A 15,654-nucleotide genomic window follows, 5' to 3' on the forward strand; every position below is an offset into this window, starting at 1 on the left:
TCGCTACCCCGTTTTATAAGCAAAAAAGGGATAGATTTATTGGGGCAGTATTTTCTCAAAAAATAAAATGATCGAAAAATAAATAACTCCTTCCTTTTTTTCTCGGGTACCCGAGCGAGTGAACTCATACATCCATCACGCCCTCATTATGTCTTTAAAAGTGATCAGTGTTTGCCGGCCGAGTTTATGATCGTCCGAGTTGTGAGCCTTGTTCTGCTTCCTTTAGTAAATTTTTTACAAGTTCTATGAGACGATCACGCCATTCCTTTGATTGCCTGCCGGGATGTGCGCATTCGATTACCTTTTGTGAGCCAACCCTAGAGACAATAAACTCTGCGTCTTTTTTAATGATTTCCAATTTTCCTGCAAATATCTTCGAGTATAGTTCATACGCGCGTGTAAACATAATGGTTACCGGCGCTTTAACGACAAAGATTTCTTTTTCTACGTATCCCCGATTCAGGCACTGTTGATGTAGATTCCATTGGAATGTACCATTTCCCGTTAGGCATTTGCAGGCATTTGAGAATGCGACATTGGCTGATGCTTTATCCCAATCTCCCAAATCAACGTTAAGTGCTCGTTCCATTATGTCTTTGACGACACCCCAATAACCGCCCATAGATGGCACAGTAAAATATGCAAATTCCAGAGGAGCAAAACAGACTGATGGCATTTCTTCAGGCCATTTGGATTCCCCAAACCATCCGAAGTGTTCTCTGCCGATGAAGAACAGCCTCGGGTCTTTTCCAATCCAATAAATTCCTTGCGGCCCATCGAGCCAAGATTCACTTGTATATCGTGCCTTCATGTCGGAGCACGACGCAATACACTCTGGCATGGTGGCGCTGTAATAATCCCAAATAGCACGGTACTTCTCAGACGAAGCCTTATAGTGGGACAAAAAGGCATCCATTCGATCCGTGGCGTATGTCGTTAATAATTTATCACTCATCATATATTTGCCGAACACCAAGCGCAGCCGACGTGTTATCCCATTTCAGGAAGAAACGCCGAAAAAATACTGCAACAATCTTTGCAAATGAAGCGTTTGTCATGTGTGTATAATCTTTCATCCCCTCGCGCCTCCGCCAGCTGAAACAAGTAATAAAGCGCTGGTTTTCGTGAAGCAACAGCTTTGCGAAAATTCCCTCTATAGCTCGGTTCTTCTTCCGGATTAATTGCCCCTGGCTGATTTATCTGAACAGAAGATTCCTTTGGATAAAAGGAACGACATAGTGTGCACTCAAAATAGTCAAGCTTGTTTACTGCTTGAAGGAGATGATGCCGTTCAGGAGTGAATTCAGAAGATGAGGCAACAAGGGAAACTTTGCCTTTAGTTGAGATCGAGAGGGGCGTGTAAAGAATTTTGTGTAAATGTTTTTTGTGATCAAAATTCCGGCAGCCTGTCTTCAAACATGATGCTGAATTGATTCAGCGCCGATTTCCAGTTTTTGATCGGCATCGTCCATCGTTTCGAAATATTCGTCAGCGCCAGATAGAGCAGCTTGAACATCGACTCGTCATTCGGAAAAGAGCCCCGGTTCTTAGTGACCTTGCGCAGGGACATGTTCAACGATTCGATGGTGTTGGTCGTATAGATCACCCTGCGGATCTCCGGAGGATAGGCAAAATACGGGATGATCCGCTGCCAGTTGTTCTGCCAGGACTGACTTATCCGAGGATGGGTAGCATCCCATTTTTCCCCGAAGCTGATCAGGTTTGCCTCGGCCTGTTCTACGGTCGGGGCGCTGTAAATCTCCTTCAGGTCGTCCGCCATTTCCTTGCGCTGTTTCCAGGAAACGAAATTCAGGCTGTGCCGCACCAGGTGCACGATGCATAACTGGACCTGGGCGGCGGGGTACGCCGCTTCGATGGCCTCCGGAAAACCCTTGAGCCCATCGACACAGGCGATCAGGATATCCTTCACGCCCCGATTTTTCAGCTCGGTCAGGATGGCCAACCAGAACTTGGCGCCCTCGGTCTCGGCGGCCCACATGCCGAGAACCTCCTTCACCCCAGTCATCGTCACGGCAATCGCCAGGTAGACGGCCTTCTTGATGATCTGGCCGTTGTGCTTGACCCTGATCCGCACCGCATCCAGATAGACGATGGGGTAAACATCTTCCAATGGCCGGTTCTGCCAGAGCCGGACCTCTTCCGTGACGGCGTCGGTCACTTGGGAGATCAGGGTCGGTGAAATCTCAACGCCGTAAATCTCCTCCAGATGGCTCTGGATATCACGGGTGGTCATCCCACGGGCATACATGGAGATGATCTTGTCATCAAACCCCTTGAAGCGGGTCTCTCCCTTGGGAACGATGATCGGCTCGAAGGAGCCGTTCCGGTCACGGGGAACCGCGACGTCTATCTCGCCAAAATCTCCCTTGAGCTTTTTCTTGTAGCTGCCGTTTCTGGAGTTGCCGCTGTTTTTCCCAGCCGGAGCGTTCCGGGGATAGCCGAGGTGATCGGTTATCTCGGCCTGCATGGCCCGCTCCAGCAGGGCCTTGGTCAGTTGTTTCAGTATGCCGTTCTCGCCGATCAGGTCTTCCGGCTTTTTGTAATCCGCAATCAATTGGTCAAGCAATTCTTTGGAAATGGCCATATCTCTCTCCTTGGTTGGGGGCGAACTTTTCTACCCCCGGAATGGCCATTTACACAATCCTTTTTACACCCTCATCGAGAGCAAACCCACGCCAAATTTTGAAGCTATGTCTATCTCTTCTTGGGTGAAACTAGCCCCTTTGGGCTTTTCCCATGCCAGATACACCCTGTGAGCGTAGAGGGAATACGCAAATGCCTGCCCAATAAAGTTGAGAAACCTGGTTCCTCCTCTTTTCACCTCAACTGCCAACAACTCAGTCTGTGACGCGAAATCACTTCTGCGCTCACGAAGCCCCAGAACATCAATATGACCATATTTCGTTCCAGTATTAATTTTTGTGGACCCACACCCAAAAGCATCGACTAGAAATTTCTCGACTATCGGATAAAGCTCATCTTCTCCGCTCACGAACTCACCTCTAAGGTAAACAATACATTATATGACTGCACGCCTCACCCTTCGGTGGGGCGTCTTGTAAGTGCTTCTTTTTTAGTTTAGTAGAAATTGTGTGTGTGGATGATCGTATTTTTACAACCCGTAGACAGCGCCCATTGCGCGGATGTCTTCAATAATGGAAGATCTCAAGCTAGCCGGCGCAATCACCTCAATATTATCACCCTGTGAAAGTATCCACCAGTGCAGTTGCCATGAATCAACCACCGTACATCCAACCCAAAGCCTATTGTTTTTTTGCCTTATTTTCATGTCATTCGAGAGTGGGGTTTCTTGAAGCAGGCTGACGATATCTTTTGTTACATAGGCCTCGAAGCGAATGAATTCTCCATCACCGAAGTCAAGTGCACCGGTTGCTAGATATTCATCAAGGGAAAATTTCTCTGGCTGGAGAGAGGCTTTATATAACCTTTTCGATTCTTTTATCCTGTGTAGCGCATAAAGTCGTATATCTGTCAATACAGAAGTAAAAGTGTACCAGTTTCGGCAAAGTAAAAGTGTACCACCTGTGAGGGAAAGAGGTCTGCGAAGACGCCAGCGGAGTTTGTCGCCCAAAGCGTTCATCGAAGCGGTCTCTCCCAGCCGCTGCAAATGGTTCGGTTACATGGGTTGATTTTCTGCCAGTGTTTCACCTTGTTCTTTGATAGTTGATTTTGTGATCGAGTGGCCCCGCAGCCGGTAGCTGTGGCCCTTGATGTTGACCACTCGGCAGTGGTGAAGGAGCCGGTCGAGGATTGCGGTGGCTATCACCGGATCTCCGAAAAATTCCTGCCAGTCCCCGAAGCTCTTGTTGGAGGTTATTATGGTGGAGCTTCTCTCGTAGCGGTGCGAGATGAATTGGAAGAAGAGGTAGGCTTCCTGGGGATTGACCGAGAGGTAGCCGACCTCATCCACCACAACCAGGCTGGAGCTGAGATACGCTTTATGCTTGGACTGTCCGCTTTCCTTGAGTTTTCTGATCAGGGTTTCCATGGTTGTGAAGTAGACCTTGAAACCATGATGGCAGGCCTTGATGGCAAGGGCCGTTGCCAGGTGGGTCTTGCCGACCCCGGGCGGGCCGAGAAAGACGACGTTTTCGTGCTTGGTAATGAAATCAAGCTCGAAAAGCTCCATGACCGCCTTCTTGTCCAGGTTGGGATGGAAGGAGAAGTCGTACTCATCGATGGTCTTGGCGCTGGGGAGGCCGGCGGTTTTCATGGCGGTCTGCACTCGCCGGGTGTCCTTGGCCGCCACCTCCTCTTCCAGCAGGTGATCAAGAAAGGCCAGATACGAGCTCTTGTTCCCCTCGGCATCTTGGACGATGGCGTCAAGCACCTCTGCGGCCCGGCTCAGCTTGAGGCGTTGCAGGTTGTCCTGGAGACGTTCACTGGTCAGTTGTTCCATGCGACACCCCCCTGTGCAAACAGGTCATACTCGGCCAGGGGGCGCTGCTCGACTTGCGGATAGAGGCTGCCGGAGGTGAGTCCCCTGGTGGCCTTGCCCTTGCCTTTGCCATATTTGCGGGTGAGCTGTTGCTGATCGCGGCGGAGTTGGTCGTAGAACAGGCGGTTGCCGACAAACTCGTGCTTTCCGCCTGCCTCCTGGTAGCTGACCAGGAAGTCGTGATCGTGGAAGATGGCGATGACGCCGTGCTTGATCTTGAGCAGCACTCTTTTGCCCACCACCCGGTGAGGGACAAGATAGCGGTTGGTGTTGTAGGAGATCTGACAGTCCTTGTAGACCTTGCGATACACCTTGATGGAGGTGTCGTAGTCGGTGGGCGGCAGTTTCCCGAGCAAGGAGCTTTCCTGCTGCCAGCGATCGCAAACCGGCCGATGATGGGTGCCATGGACTCGACGGTTGGCGGTTTCGTCAAGCCAACGGCGCATGTCCCGATTGAGGGCCTGGAGGGTGGTGAAGGTGTAGCCCCGCCAGAAACGCTCCCGGATATAGTCCATGGGGCGTTCCACCTTGCCCTTTACCCATGGGCTATAGGGAGGGCAGGCCTTGGCTGCGAAGCCGTAGTGATGGGCGAAATGGAGGAATTCCTTGTTGAAATTCGCCTTCCCCTCACTGCGGTCGACCACCACGTTCTTCATGTTGTCGTACAGGATCTCCGCCGGCACCCCGCCAAGGTAACGGAAGGCGTTGATGTGGCAGTCCATGAAGGCTTCCATGGTGCAGCGCTCGACGTACTCCACATACATGGCGCGGGAAAAGCCGAGGAGCATGGAAAAGGCATGGACCGTGGTGGTGGTGCCGTCTGGTTCGACAATCTGATAGTCGCCGAAATCAACCTGGGCCTGCAGGCCAGGCTCGGTCTCGAATCTGATATAGGCCAGACGGGTTTGTTGCTCCTTGAGAGGGCGAACGAAATCCCGCACGGTTTCGTAGCTGCCGACATAGCCCATTTTCCTGAGTCGGTCAAAGATCCAGGTTGCTTGGTAGTCGTCCTGCTCGACATAGTCCTTGATGATCTGGCGGAAGGGGTCAAGAACAGAAGGCCGGCGCTTTTTCGTGTGGTATTGGGGCAATGTGGTTGCCGCGAGATGATTTTTGACAGTCTGCCGGTGAATGCCGAGCTTCTTAGCAATGGCCCGGATACTCAGGCCGTCACGTCGCAATGAGTGAATGTCCATAAAAACCTCCAACGTAATCATGGGAATCACCTCCTTGCGAAGAAGGTAATCTCCCTTGGGTTAGGTTGCAGGTGGTACACTTTTCATTGCCATTTTTGGTACATTTTTACATTGCCAGTGACAATATCGTCATACTCAAATGCAGTGGCCACCAGATAGGTAACAGGTCCACGCTGGACCAGACCCAAGGGGTGTAAAATCAAAGAAGTCGGTTCTTCTCTAGTTGGTGAATGATATAAAACCTCGATCTGTTCATCACACAGCAGGGCTTCCTGGACATCATCTTGCACTACTGGATCTACTTGCGGCGGGAGAAGATGCAAAGATGGCAGGACTACCCGAACTTTTTCAGCCCATCGAGCCTTGGGTAGATCATAAAGTGTTTTTAATTTGTTGGCCGCCAGTTGAAACCTTGCCGTCAACCCCTTTAGCATCGAGGCCGGGACAATGGGCTTGAGAAAATCCTCAAGAAGCCTTAAAGACAATGCGTCAGTAACCGTCAAGCTGGGCAGATCAAACTGAGCGTCTTCTACCCAATGCCAACCATAGGGGATGCCTTTGTCATTACAACGTATAGGGAAAAGAGTCATGAGCATATTCAGATCCCGTTCCACCGTTCTTTTGGTTACTTCAAACCCTTCCTGACCAAGAGCCTCGGCGAGTTCCCGAGCCGATTTGCCTGGGCTTCTCGATGGTAACAACTTTAAGAGTTGCCACTGTCTTGCAATGGCTTGATGGATTTGGGAAGGCATAACCGCTTATCCTTTTTGATTCTGAAAATAACGTGCCAACTTTACCAAGGCCCAAGTGTCTCTTTCGCAATACACAAGCAGGTCATTGCGAAGTTTGCGGCAGCGTTCTTCTTTTGTCTCCGGGTGCAGAAACTCGAGAAACGCTTCCTGTGCCATCCCTCCATCAGCCACATCAAGGTCATCGTATGAGAGCTCCGGAGCAATGGTGGGCAATACTGCTTTAAGTGACCATGACCCACGCATGTCCCTGTGGTAGTAATAATTTCGAGTGGTGGCAAGCAAGTCTACAAATCGATCACGAATAGCATCGAGTTTGGGCGCGAGGGGTGGAAAATCTCTCGCCAGTTCCCTCAGTCTGCCAGCCTCAAAACCAGCATTGTAGACGAAAACAGGTCCCCGGCTTCCCAAGGCCGCTATCAAAAATTCAGCAAAAGTACGCCGTGGATCGGACGTGTCCTCTGCCAGAAAATATTTGTGTTCAATGGATCCATTCTTCTTTTCTATATGGCAGGACCACTGGAAAGGAATCTGCTTATAAGGAGAGGTGCCGGCCCAAAATGGCACCGCAAATTGGATGGTTTCGAAATCAAGATAATACCTAGGCCAGGAAAGCACTTTCAACTCCTCCCCGGCCTCCGGATCAAGCTCAGCTTTTCCGGTTTTAGTCACTCGCCATATACGCTGTTGCTTCGGCTCCGTGATCAATCCCTTCGGAACTTTTCGTAAGTCCTCATATCCGGCAGCCCGCAAATTTTCTGCCATGGATTTCCCATTCCTATAAGGCAAAATTTCAGGAGGGAAGACATCCCCATCCGGGTCAGGATCACAGTAGCCCATAAAAGGACAGGCAAAGGGATCTGTACATTGATTGCCAGGGTCTATGGAGGGTTCTCTCTTCGATGAAAGTGTTTTCTGGGCCGCAATCACCCATTTCGGGACTTCTTTGTCGAGAAGTTGCGCATCGTTGGTCACATCAACATGAGAAAACAGGCCATCATAATTTTCATTACCAGGATATACGAACTCATTATTTATATGGGCGACCTCTATACACTTCAATGGAAGTCCTGCTTTCCTTGCCACCCAGGACTGGATCGCGGCGTCGGCCAAATGATATTCTTTAAGGCTGGTGGAGGACTTGACCTCGACCATACGGTAGCCACTTCGCATCGGAAACAACAAGTCGGCACGGATGAGAACGCCGTCATAGGTAAAAGCGGCCTCAAAAATTGGACAGGGTTTTCCTGCTAGGGTTTGTTCTGTAACGGACAGAGCCTGTTTTGCATCCAAGGTGTCGACAAATACCCCTCCGGGGTATAGTTTTCTTGCCACATCCCCCACTTCATTGCCTGCGGCCAGACGCGCAGCCAGGGATGCGTCCTCTTCGGCTAATTCAGGTCTGTTCACAGAAAGCCAGAGACGTTTGGGGCATTGCAAGTGTTGCTGGATGCGTGATTTAGAAAGACCAGCCATTGGATTATCCTCTAGCAAATAATACATGTTAAGGCAGACACATCGGTCTAATTTTTAGTTACTAAAACTTCAGCCTAGCTACACCATGGCCGAGCAACAAGCATAAAGGTATGAGCTTCGCCCATAGAAACAAATCAGTTCGTGTTAGATTAATTTCGAGCCAATTCGATTGATTCAATAATCTTGGTCACAACTGATCGCATATTCTCATCACTTCTTTGTAATCTTTTCGGAAGGTTACCCAATGAGGATAGAACATCGTTAGAAACGATTAATAAAGAATCTACTATCCCACTCAAAGCATTTATGCATTGTGTGCTGTTATTCCAGCGAGTTTTGCCTTCGATAGTAAATGGCCGAGAGACAACCGCTATTGTATGCGCCCCATTGTTTTGGGCAATCTGAGCGACTATCGGAGAAAATGCCGTTCCAGTCTTTCCACCCATGCCAGCAACTATCAAAACTACATCGCTGAATCTAACTGCTTTGAATATTTCATGTTTTGATGATTCTGAAATAATTGCTGGATCTGACAGGTTTGATATTCCGCTTATGACTCGGAGATTTTTAAAATTGTTTATTATTGCGGTAGGTTTAATAAAGCTTAACGGCAAGATTTTTATCGATTTTTTTGTGTGCTCGCTAAAATTTGTTGTATCAGTATTCGCAGCTAATATTTTTATATTAATAGAAATTATATCAGACAATGTATTAACGATATTACATCCATGGCCACCTATTCCAATAATTCTCAAATTCTTCCTTTTCAATCGAAGCATGTTGTGGCCTTGTATTCCTTGGTGTTATTTAACGTAAGAATGCTTTGCTAATTGCTTTTTTTAGGCCGGTTATCCCTCAAACAATGTTAAGCAGCTACCGGAAAACATCTTGCACTGCCAATAATTCAGCCCTGCTTGCCATTGTGGAACACCAAGCATAAGGCATCGACCTTTGCCCATAATAACGGATTAATTCATGGAGGCTATCAACCTCTTCGCTGGGCAGATTTTGATATTTTGCCGAAAACTGTTCTGCGCCCCAAGGAGGAGCATCAGGCTTGGACTGAAGAGACTTGTAGAAAAGGGAGAGGGCTACTAAACTCGAAACTCCTGTCAGTTCCTTTATGAGGGCCAAAATCTGTTCTCGGTAGATAAGAATCCTATGGGTATCTGGCGTTCCCCAGGTTTCTAATGCCAGCAATGGGTGGTCATAGATTTTGCTTTGTTGCCCATCTCTCCTGCGGACGTATTCATTCACTAAATTTTGGCAATGGAGCTTGGGGCCAATGGCGGCAACGAAAGCCAGTTCTTCATGGTTTGTGGGGCTAACCGCATTGCAAGCATCCCGGAGATTATCGCGCTCCTCGTCGCAATACTCACAGCTGTGTAATCGGCCTTGCTCCTCAATAACTTTGAGCAGGTATGGAAAGTAATCTACTCTTGCTTTGCTGAGCATGGGCTATTCGCCTCCATCGAAAAGTTCATCATATGTGCCCCAGTCGGAACAAAATTCGAAGAATCCAATGTCGGGCCAATGGGTTAATTTCAAAAAATTCCGGCTAAACTTGAATTTTTTTTTAATCTAAGCATGTTGTGGCCACCCAATTTCTTATGGCCCGACTATATCCTAAAGCCGAGTGAGAATGTGTCGCGCTTAGTTGCTCTATTTATGCTTTGTAAGCGTTAATATGCATAAAGGATAGGCGAATATTCAATCTCAGGACGAGCTTCCATTGATGGGTTTTCTCCTTATTTTCAAAATTCAGATGTGGGACAGGAAAAATTGCGTAAAGTTTGCCGCCTTGCAGCCTATTAAATATGAAACTTGCTAGGATCCTACTAGAGTTGAATTTAACTTTTACATTATGAATTGTTGAGAATAAGGGGAGGGGGCATCATCCATTGAAGGAAGTCGAGGCCCTGATTTTTCGGGAGCTGGGGGGGGAGCAATGTAATTCTATTTCTGGCTTGTGGCGAAATTAGAAAATTTGAAAAGACAGAGATCATCTCAGGTCAAGAGGCCAATAAACATATGTAAAAAAGAAGATGGCTAGTCGACGCGCTACCAGATTTTTTTCATTTCAACCACCGCTGGATTGTGTGACTAACAGCATTTCATTCACCAAGACCGGGGGAAATTTTACCCCGGTCATTCTTTGCATTGTCCTTAAAAATCATTTTTTCCGCTGTAATACTGCAAAGCATTCTTCCTGACCGCCCTTGATTGCGCATTCCATAGTACTGCTGGGTTTTGCATACCGAATGCCCCATGGCCATGGCCACCTCTTCAGGGGCGTGGTCATTTTTGAGATCAGCAGCAAACTGGTGGCGAAAAGAATAAGGTGATACCACATACTTTCTCCTCTGCCAGAGCTTTTTCGAGTGTCTCCGTATCGCTTCGCACAAGGCTTTAGGGTTTTTAATGATTACATCCAGGTGACCATTATTTTCCTGGATTGAGTTTTCAAGAAATTGGGTTTCCCCGCTATTGATCTGGATCGTTAACTGACGGAATTCCTGTCCGTAGCGCCCATCATGGGTTTTTGTGCCTTCAATGGAAATGACAAGATTGCCATCGTGGTCGAGTTCCATTTCAATCCCTTTTTCTAGTTCGCTGGGACGACACCCCGTTGCGCTCAAACTGCAAGGGCAAGACGGTGAGGTGAGTTTTCAGGAAAACTTTGCCAGAAGATTGCCCTCCAATTTGGAGGCAGCGTGCCGATCCCCCTTCTTTTTGCATTGGAACAAGCGGTTTTGCCATCCTTCTTCCACTTGTGTCAATACAGAAGTAAAAGTGTACCAGTTTCGGCAAAGTAAAAGTGTACCACCTGTGAGGGAAAGAGGTCTGCGAAGACGCCAGCGGAGTTTGTCGCCCAAAGCGTTCATCGAAGCGGTCTCTCCCAGCCGCTGCAAATGGTTCGGTTACATGGGTTGATTTTCTGCCAGTGTTTCACCTTGTTCTTTGATAGTTGATTTTGTGATCGAGTGGCCCCGCAGCCGGTAGCTGTGGCCCTTGATGTTGACCACTCGGCAGTGGTGAAGGAGCCGGTCGAGGATTGCGGTGGCTATCACCGGATCTCCGAAAAATTCCTGCCAGTCGCCGAAGCTCTTGTTGGAGGTTATTATGGTGGAGCTTCTCTCGTAGCGGTGCGAGATGAATTGGAAGAAGAGGTAGGCTTCCTGGGGATTGACCGAGAGGTAGCCGACCTCATCCACCACAACCAGGCTGGAGCTGAGATACGCTTTATGCTTGGACTGTCCGCTTTCCTTGAGTTTTCTGATCAGGGTTTCCATGGTTGTGAAGTAGACCTTGAAACCATGATGGCAGGCCTTGATGGCAAGGGCCGTTGCCAGGTGGGTCTTGCCGACCCCGGGCGGGCCGAGAAAGACGACGTTTTCGTGCTTGGTAATGAAATCAAGCTCGAAAAGCTCCATGACCGCCTTCTTGTCCAGGTTGGGATGGAAGGAGAAGTCGTACTCATCGATGGTCTTGGCGCTGGGGAGGCCGGCGGTTTTCATGGCGGTCTGCACTCGCCGGGTGTCCTTGGCCGCCACCTCCTCTTCCAGCAGGTGATCAAGAAAGGCCAGATACGAGCTCTTGTTCCCCTCGGCATCTTGGACGATGGCGTCAAGCACCTCTGCGGCCCGGCTCAGCTTGAGGCGTTGCAGGTTGTCCTGGAGACGTTCACTGGTTAGTTGTTCCATGCGACACCCCCCTGTGCAAACAGGTCATACTCGGCCAGGGGGCGCTGCTCGACTTGCGGATAGAGGCTGCCGGAGGTGAGTCCCCTGGTGGCCTTGCCCTTGCCTTTGCCATATTTGCGGGTGAGCTGTTGCTGATCGCGGCGGAGTTGGTCGTAGAACAGGCGGTTGCCGACAAACTCGTGCTTTCCGCCTGCCTCCTGGTAGCTGACCAGGAAGTCGTGATCGTGGAAGATGGCGATGACGCCGTGCTTGATCTTGAGCAGCACTCTTTTGCCCACCACCCGGTGAGGGACAAGATAGCGGTTGGTGTTGTAGGAGATCTGACAGTCCTTGTAGACCTTGCGATACACCTTGATGGAGGTGTCGTAGTCGGTGGGCGGCAGTTTCCCGAGCAAGGAGCTTTCCTGCTGCCAGCGATCGCAAACCGGCCGATGATGGGTGCCATGGACTCGACGGTTGGCGGTTTCGTCAAGCCAACGGCGCATGTCCCGATTGAGGGCCTGGAGGGTGGTGAAGGTGTAGCCCCGCCAGAAACGCTCCCGGATATAGTCCATGGGGCGTTCCACCTTGCCCTTTACCCATGGGCTATAGGGAGGGCAGGCCTTGGCTGCGAAGCCGTAGTGATGGGCGAAATGGAGGAATTCCTTGTTGAAATTCGCCTTCCCCTCACTGCGGTCGACCACCACGTTCTTCATGTTGTCGTACAGGATCTCCGCCGGCACCCCGCCAAGGTAACGGAAGGCGTTGATGTGGCAGTCCATGAAGGCTTCCATGGTGCAGCGCTCGACGTACTCCACATACATGGCGCGGGAAAAGCCGAGGAGCATGGAAAAGGCATGGACCGTGGTGGTGGTGCCGTCTGGTTCGACAATCTGATAGTCGCCGAAATCAACCTGGGCCTGCAGGCCAGGCTCGGTCTCGAATCTGATATAGGCCAGACGGGTTTGTTGCTCCTTGAGAGGGCGAACGAAATCCCGCACGGTTTCGTAGCTGCCGACATAGCCCATTTTCCTGAGTCGGTCAAAGATCCAGGTTGCTTGGTAGTCGTCCTGCTCGACATAGTCCTTGATGATCTGGCGGAAGGGGTCAAGAACAGAAGGCCGGCGCTTTTTCGTGTGGTATTGGGGCAATGTGGTTGCCGCGAGATGATTTTTGACAGTCTGCCGGTGAATGCCGAGCTTCTTGGCAATGGCCCGGATACTCAGGCCGTCACGTCGCAATGAGTGAATGTCCATAAAAACCTCCAACGTAATCATGGGAATCACCTCCTTGCGAAGAAGGTAATCTCCCTTGGGTTAGGTTGCAGGTGGTACACTTTTCATTGCCATTTTTGGTACATTTTTACATTGCCAGTGACAACTTGCTTTTTATCCCTGCTGCAAGGTGGTTTTTTTCCTGATCCGGCTTATATCGTTCCACAAGTTTGAGCAGGTTGCATAGGGATGAACTTGCAGTGAGCCAGGCAGGATCATTTTTTTTCTGAAGGCGGTTGATGACAACCAGATTGTTCTGAATGGCGGAAAGGGTGCAGGCTACCACCGCTGCGCGGTACACATAGTAGCTCCTTTTGCTTTGCGCATAATCCTCAGGCCACTTTTTGCTTTGTCTCAGCCGAGCCATTGTCGCAGTGTAGAGCTTCATGGTGGCAGGGGAGGGAACCTCCCAATTTTTTATAAGTTCCCTTGCATTGCGGATCCATGCATAGGCGTCTTCTTTTTTAATAGATAAATGGTTAACTTGGGGGATGGCTTTTTCTAGGTTAACCTGGGCGGGTTTGGGCTGACGCCCATCCGGGCAAGTCTCTTTTTCGCTGCCGCTCAAAAGTGTCTTACCCGGATCACCCGCCATATTATTCCACGTGGAATTGCTTGTGGAATAATATGCAGGCCTCAATGCTTCGATGAGACGTTTCAGTGGCATGTGTTTCACCATGTGACCATTTAATTGAGAGCTTAATTTCCCCTTTGATAAGTGACCGACCTGTCATGCCGGTCACTTAAAAGGGGATTAATTTGGTGGTTTTTCTGGTGGTTTTTGGTGGTCGAAAACGGTTGGTGGTGTCTTGTAACTACTTGAAAATACGTGGGTTGCATCGTCTGGTCCGCCCTCTCACGCCGGTAACACGGGTTCGAGTCCCGTAGGGGTCACCACTCGAAAACATAAGGGAAATCAAGATGATATGCTTGATTTCCCTTTTTTATTGGTGGTTTTCCCACCCTGTTTTCATGGAAAAGAAAATAATGGGTTAGGTCCAAAGCCCACTGTCCTTGGCAAACGCCAGTTGGCAATCCCCGCGATGCCCGCAGTCCTTTTTGCTCCTGTCCTTTATCATCCCTGTTGTTGATACTCCCAGGCAACCCCGTCTGTTTTTTTCTCGGCCAGTTTTCCCGAGGGGAAATATTTTTGTGGCTGAAAGATGTTAAGGTATATATTAAATAGTTATAAGTTAAATTCTTAACCCTCAATGGCCGCCTGTTATGAGCGGCCCGCGAGATTTTCGGGAAAGCGGAAATTTTTTTCCCCATGGAATTGTGGAGCCTTCCATCTGTGATAGAATAGTGATGCCGGGCTGTCTTTCCCATTTGTATGAGAGTAAATTAGAGATCGGGTAAACATGATCATTTTTGCCAGAAAAGGCGCTCAGGGTTGGTGGCGGCGGCTGTCTTCCGGTGGAGTGGGTCTGCTTTTCTGTTTGTTCCTGCTTTTTCCCGTTGTTGTTGCTTCCGCAGAGGGAGTGCAGGCGGAGACCGCTGTGCCGCGTGTCTGGAAGGTGCAGGATGCCGTCCGCTTCGCCCTGGCCAACAATCCCGACAGCAAGGCGGGCCTGAGCCGCATCGATGCGGCCCGTGCGGTCATTGCCATGGAGAAATCCGCCTTCTATCCCCAGCTTGCGGTCAATTCCCAGTACAGCCAGACCAACACCCCCATGTATTCCTTTGGCAATATTCTCAACCAAGGGGTATTCGACCAGGGCATCGACTTCAACAATCCCGGCCGCTCCGACAATCTGAACTTCAATGTCCGGCTCGGTTACAGGATCTTCAATGGCTGGCGGGATCAGGCGGGATTGACCGCCGCTGAGGCGCGGACCGCTGCCGCGGAGATGGAGCTGGCCGCGGTGCGGTCCCGACTTTCTTTTGAGGTGGTACGGGCCTTCAATCAGATTGTCCAGGCGGAGGGGCTTGTCCGTGCCCATCAGGCGGCGGTGGAATCCATCGCCGCGTCCCTGCGGGTGGCGCAGGCCAGGGAGAAGGAGGGCCTGCTGCTGCGCGCCGACCTCCTGGATCTTGAAGTGCAGCATGCGCAGGCCCTGGAAAACTTGAGTCAGTCCCGGCACGGGCTTGCCCTGGCCAAGAGGGTTTTTCTGGTTCTGCTCGGCGTTGAGGCGCAGGATGTTGCCGTCGATTCGGTCGAGAGGTATTCACAGGAGATTCCCCGGGAAATGGACCATGGAGAACGCCACGAGCTGAAAGGCTTGGCCGCCATGCTCCGGGCCGCCAGGGCCAGGGTCCGGCAGGCCAGCGGCGGCAATTATCCAGCCATTGAAGGCTATGCCGGTTATGGGGTTGATGAAGGCTATGTGCTGGACGGCTCCGGTGATTCCTGGGAAGCCGGGGTCAGGTTGCAGTACAACCTTTTTGACGGCCGGCGGACATCCGCGGAAATCGCCAGGGCGCGCGCCATGCTGGTTGAAGCGCAGGAACAGAAGCGGAAGATGGAACTGGCCATCGGGCTTGAAGTGCAACAGGCGCAACTGGCCCTGCAGGAAGCGCAGGAATGTCTGCTGATTACGGAAAAAACCGTGGCTCAGGCCGAGGAAAGCGCCCGGATAAATCGGGAACGCTTCAAGGAGGGCGTGGTTCTTGCCTCGGACATGATTGGGGTGGAAAACCGGCTCACCGAGGCAATGGTGCGCCGCGCCGTGGCCCAGAGCGCCGAAAAGATCGCCGTTGCCGATCTGCGGCGCGCCCTGGGGCTTGCCCAGTTTCCGCATGTGGCCGAGGCCGCCCCCGGACAACCGCATCCAGAAAATCCAACAAATTGACGGA

Annotated in this window: 17 protein-coding genes; 1 reads left to right on the plus strand and 16 read right to left on the minus strand. The window is 50.5% G+C overall.

The features are described from left to right. Nucleotides 1-184: 184 nt before the first annotated feature. From ACUUL3_RS04910 to ACUUL3_RS04985, 16 genes are all read right to left on the minus strand, one after another. The gene (locus ACUUL3_RS04910; RefSeq protein ID WP_448555134.1) at nucleotides 185-958 is read right to left on the minus strand and encodes a hypothetical protein; all 774 of its coding nucleotides are present in this window, start codon (nucleotides 956-958) and stop codon (nucleotides 185-187) included. A gap of 32 nt (nucleotides 959-990) precedes the next feature. Beyond that, nucleotides 991-1,416, minus strand: coding sequence for a hypothetical protein (locus ACUUL3_RS04915; RefSeq protein ID WP_448555136.1), 426 nt, complete (start codon nucleotides 1,414-1,416; stop codon nucleotides 991-993). Next, nucleotides 1,391-2,605, minus strand: coding sequence for an IS256 family transposase (locus ACUUL3_RS04920; protein ID WP_448550836.1), 1,215 nt, complete (start codon nucleotides 2,603-2,605; stop codon nucleotides 1,391-1,393). The genes ACUUL3_RS04915 and ACUUL3_RS04920 overlap by 26 nt, the downstream gene beginning before the upstream one ends. Before the next feature lie 63 nt (nucleotides 2,606-2,668). Next, nucleotides 2,669-3,013 (minus strand): hypothetical protein, encoded by a 345-nt coding sequence (locus ACUUL3_RS04925; RefSeq protein WP_448555138.1) that lies wholly within the window; start codon nucleotides 3,011-3,013, stop codon nucleotides 2,669-2,671. Nucleotides 3,014-3,133: 120 nt separating this feature from the next. Beyond that, nucleotides 3,134-3,622, minus strand: a complete 489-nt coding sequence (locus tag ACUUL3_RS04930; protein ID WP_448555139.1) for a helix-turn-helix transcriptional regulator — start codon at nucleotides 3,620-3,622, stop codon at nucleotides 3,134-3,136. Between the two features lie 36 nt (nucleotides 3,623-3,658). After that, nucleotides 3,659-4,441: an IS21-like element helper ATPase IstB gene (istB, locus tag ACUUL3_RS04935; RefSeq protein ID WP_448551597.1), complete on the minus strand. Its 783-nt coding sequence runs from the start codon at nucleotides 4,439-4,441 to the stop codon at nucleotides 3,659-3,661. After that, entirely contained in the window at nucleotides 4,429-5,676 is a 1,248-nt protein-coding gene (gene istA, locus ACUUL3_RS04940; RefSeq protein WP_448556398.1) for an IS21 family transposase, read from the minus strand. Before istA (ACUUL3_RS04940) ends, istB (ACUUL3_RS04935) begins: the two co-directional genes overlap by 13 nt. Nucleotides 5,677-5,759: 83 nt before the next feature. After that, a complete protein-coding gene (locus ACUUL3_RS04945; protein ID WP_448555141.1) occupies nucleotides 5,760-6,428 on the minus strand; it encodes a helix-turn-helix transcriptional regulator in 669 nt (222 codons plus the stop codon). A gap of 6 nt (nucleotides 6,429-6,434) precedes the next feature. Beyond that, nucleotides 6,435-7,901 carry a DUF2779 domain-containing protein gene (locus ACUUL3_RS04950; protein WP_448555143.1) on the minus strand — a complete coding sequence of 489 codons (1,467 nt, stop codon included), beginning with the start codon at nucleotides 7,899-7,901 and terminating at the stop codon, nucleotides 6,435-6,437. Nucleotides 7,902-8,050: 149 nt separating this feature from the next. After that, complete coding sequence (locus ACUUL3_RS04955) at nucleotides 8,051-8,680, minus strand: hypothetical protein (protein WP_448555145.1); 630 nt, start codon at nucleotides 8,678-8,680, stop codon at nucleotides 8,051-8,053. A gap of 94 nt (nucleotides 8,681-8,774) precedes the next feature. Next, the gene (locus ACUUL3_RS04960; RefSeq protein WP_448555147.1) at nucleotides 8,775-9,356 is read right to left on the minus strand and encodes a hypothetical protein; all 582 of its coding nucleotides are present in this window, start codon (nucleotides 9,354-9,356) and stop codon (nucleotides 8,775-8,777) included. Between the two features lie 659 nt (nucleotides 9,357-10,015). Continuing rightward, nucleotides 10,016-10,492 (minus strand): hypothetical protein, encoded by a 477-nt coding sequence (locus ACUUL3_RS04965; protein WP_448555149.1) that lies wholly within the window; start codon nucleotides 10,490-10,492, stop codon nucleotides 10,016-10,018. A gap of 330 nt (nucleotides 10,493-10,822) precedes the next feature. Then, nucleotides 10,823-11,605: an IS21-like element helper ATPase IstB gene (gene istB, locus ACUUL3_RS04970; RefSeq protein WP_448551597.1), complete on the minus strand. Its 783-nt coding sequence runs from the start codon at nucleotides 11,603-11,605 to the stop codon at nucleotides 10,823-10,825. Beyond that, nucleotides 11,593-12,840 (minus strand): IS21 family transposase, encoded by a 1,248-nt coding sequence (gene istA, locus ACUUL3_RS04975; protein ID WP_448556398.1) that lies wholly within the window; start codon nucleotides 12,838-12,840, stop codon nucleotides 11,593-11,595. The genes istB (ACUUL3_RS04970) and istA (ACUUL3_RS04975) overlap by 13 nt, the downstream gene beginning before the upstream one ends. A 106-nt stretch (nucleotides 12,841-12,946) precedes the next feature. Next, nucleotides 12,947-13,525: a hypothetical protein gene (locus ACUUL3_RS04980; RefSeq protein WP_448555151.1), complete on the minus strand. Its 579-nt coding sequence runs from the start codon at nucleotides 13,523-13,525 to the stop codon at nucleotides 12,947-12,949. A 224-nt stretch (nucleotides 13,526-13,749) separates the two neighbouring features. Further along, entirely contained in the window at nucleotides 13,750-14,130 is a 381-nt protein-coding gene (locus tag ACUUL3_RS04985; RefSeq protein ID WP_448555152.1) for a hypothetical protein, read from the minus strand. Nucleotides 14,131-14,357: 227 nt separating this feature from the next. On the opposite strand from ACUUL3_RS04985, the gene ACUUL3_RS04990 reads away from it, so the two are divergent. Further along, the gene (locus ACUUL3_RS04990) at nucleotides 14,358-15,650 is read left to right on the plus strand and encodes a TolC family protein (protein ID WP_448555154.1); all 1,293 of its coding nucleotides are present in this window, start codon (nucleotides 14,358-14,360) and stop codon (nucleotides 15,648-15,650) included. The last annotated feature ends 4 nt before the right edge of the window (nucleotides 15,651-15,654 follow it).

This window comes from Thiovibrio sp. JS02, from assembly GCF_053485635.1.

What these genes read in the sequence shown, in the direction of transcription:
- ACUUL3_RS04910 (WP_448555134.1), bottom strand. Translation starts at nt 958, where the DNA reads ATGATGAGTGATAAATTATTAACGACATACGCCACGGATCGAATGGAT.
- ACUUL3_RS04920 (WP_448550836.1), bottom strand. Translation starts at nt 2,605, where the DNA reads ATGGCCATTTCCAAAGAATTGCTTGACCAATTGATTGCGGATTACAAA.
- ACUUL3_RS04930 (WP_448555139.1), bottom strand. Translation starts at nt 3,622, where the DNA reads ATGAACGCTTTGGGCGACAAACTCCGCTGGCGTCTTCGCAGACCTCTT.
- istB (WP_448551597.1), bottom strand. Translation starts at nt 4,441, where the DNA reads ATGGAACAACTGACCAGTGAACGTCTCCAGGACAACCTGCAACGCCTC.
- istA (WP_448556398.1), bottom strand. Translation starts at nt 5,676, where the DNA reads ATGGACATTCACTCATTGCGACGTGACGGCCTGAGTATCCGGGCCATT.
- ACUUL3_RS04945 (WP_448555141.1), bottom strand. Translation starts at nt 6,428, where the DNA reads ATGCCTTCCCAAATCCATCAAGCCATTGCAAGACAGTGGCAACTCTTA.
- ACUUL3_RS04950 (WP_448555143.1), bottom strand. Translation starts at nt 7,901, where the DNA reads ATGGCTGGTCTTTCTAAATCACGCATCCAGCAACACTTGCAATGCCCC.
- ACUUL3_RS04955 (WP_448555145.1), bottom strand. Translation starts at nt 8,680, where the DNA reads ATGCTTCGATTGAAAAGGAAGAATTTGAGAATTATTGGAATAGGTGGC.
- ACUUL3_RS04960 (WP_448555147.1), bottom strand. Translation starts at nt 9,356, where the DNA reads ATGCTCAGCAAAGCAAGAGTAGATTACTTTCCATACCTGCTCAAAGTT.
- ACUUL3_RS04965 (WP_448555149.1), bottom strand. Translation starts at nt 10,492, where the DNA reads ATGGAACTCGACCACGATGGCAATCTTGTCATTTCCATTGAAGGCACA.
- istB (WP_448551597.1), bottom strand. Translation starts at nt 11,605, where the DNA reads ATGGAACAACTAACCAGTGAACGTCTCCAGGACAACCTGCAACGCCTC.
- istA (WP_448556398.1), bottom strand. Translation starts at nt 12,840, where the DNA reads ATGGACATTCACTCATTGCGACGTGACGGCCTGAGTATCCGGGCCATT.
- ACUUL3_RS04980 (WP_448555151.1), bottom strand. Translation starts at nt 13,525, where the DNA reads ATGCCACTGAAACGTCTCATCGAAGCATTGAGGCCTGCATATTATTCC.
- ACUUL3_RS04985 (WP_448555152.1), bottom strand. Translation starts at nt 14,130, where the DNA reads ATGGGGAAAAAAATTTCCGCTTTCCCGAAAATCTCGCGGGCCGCTCAT.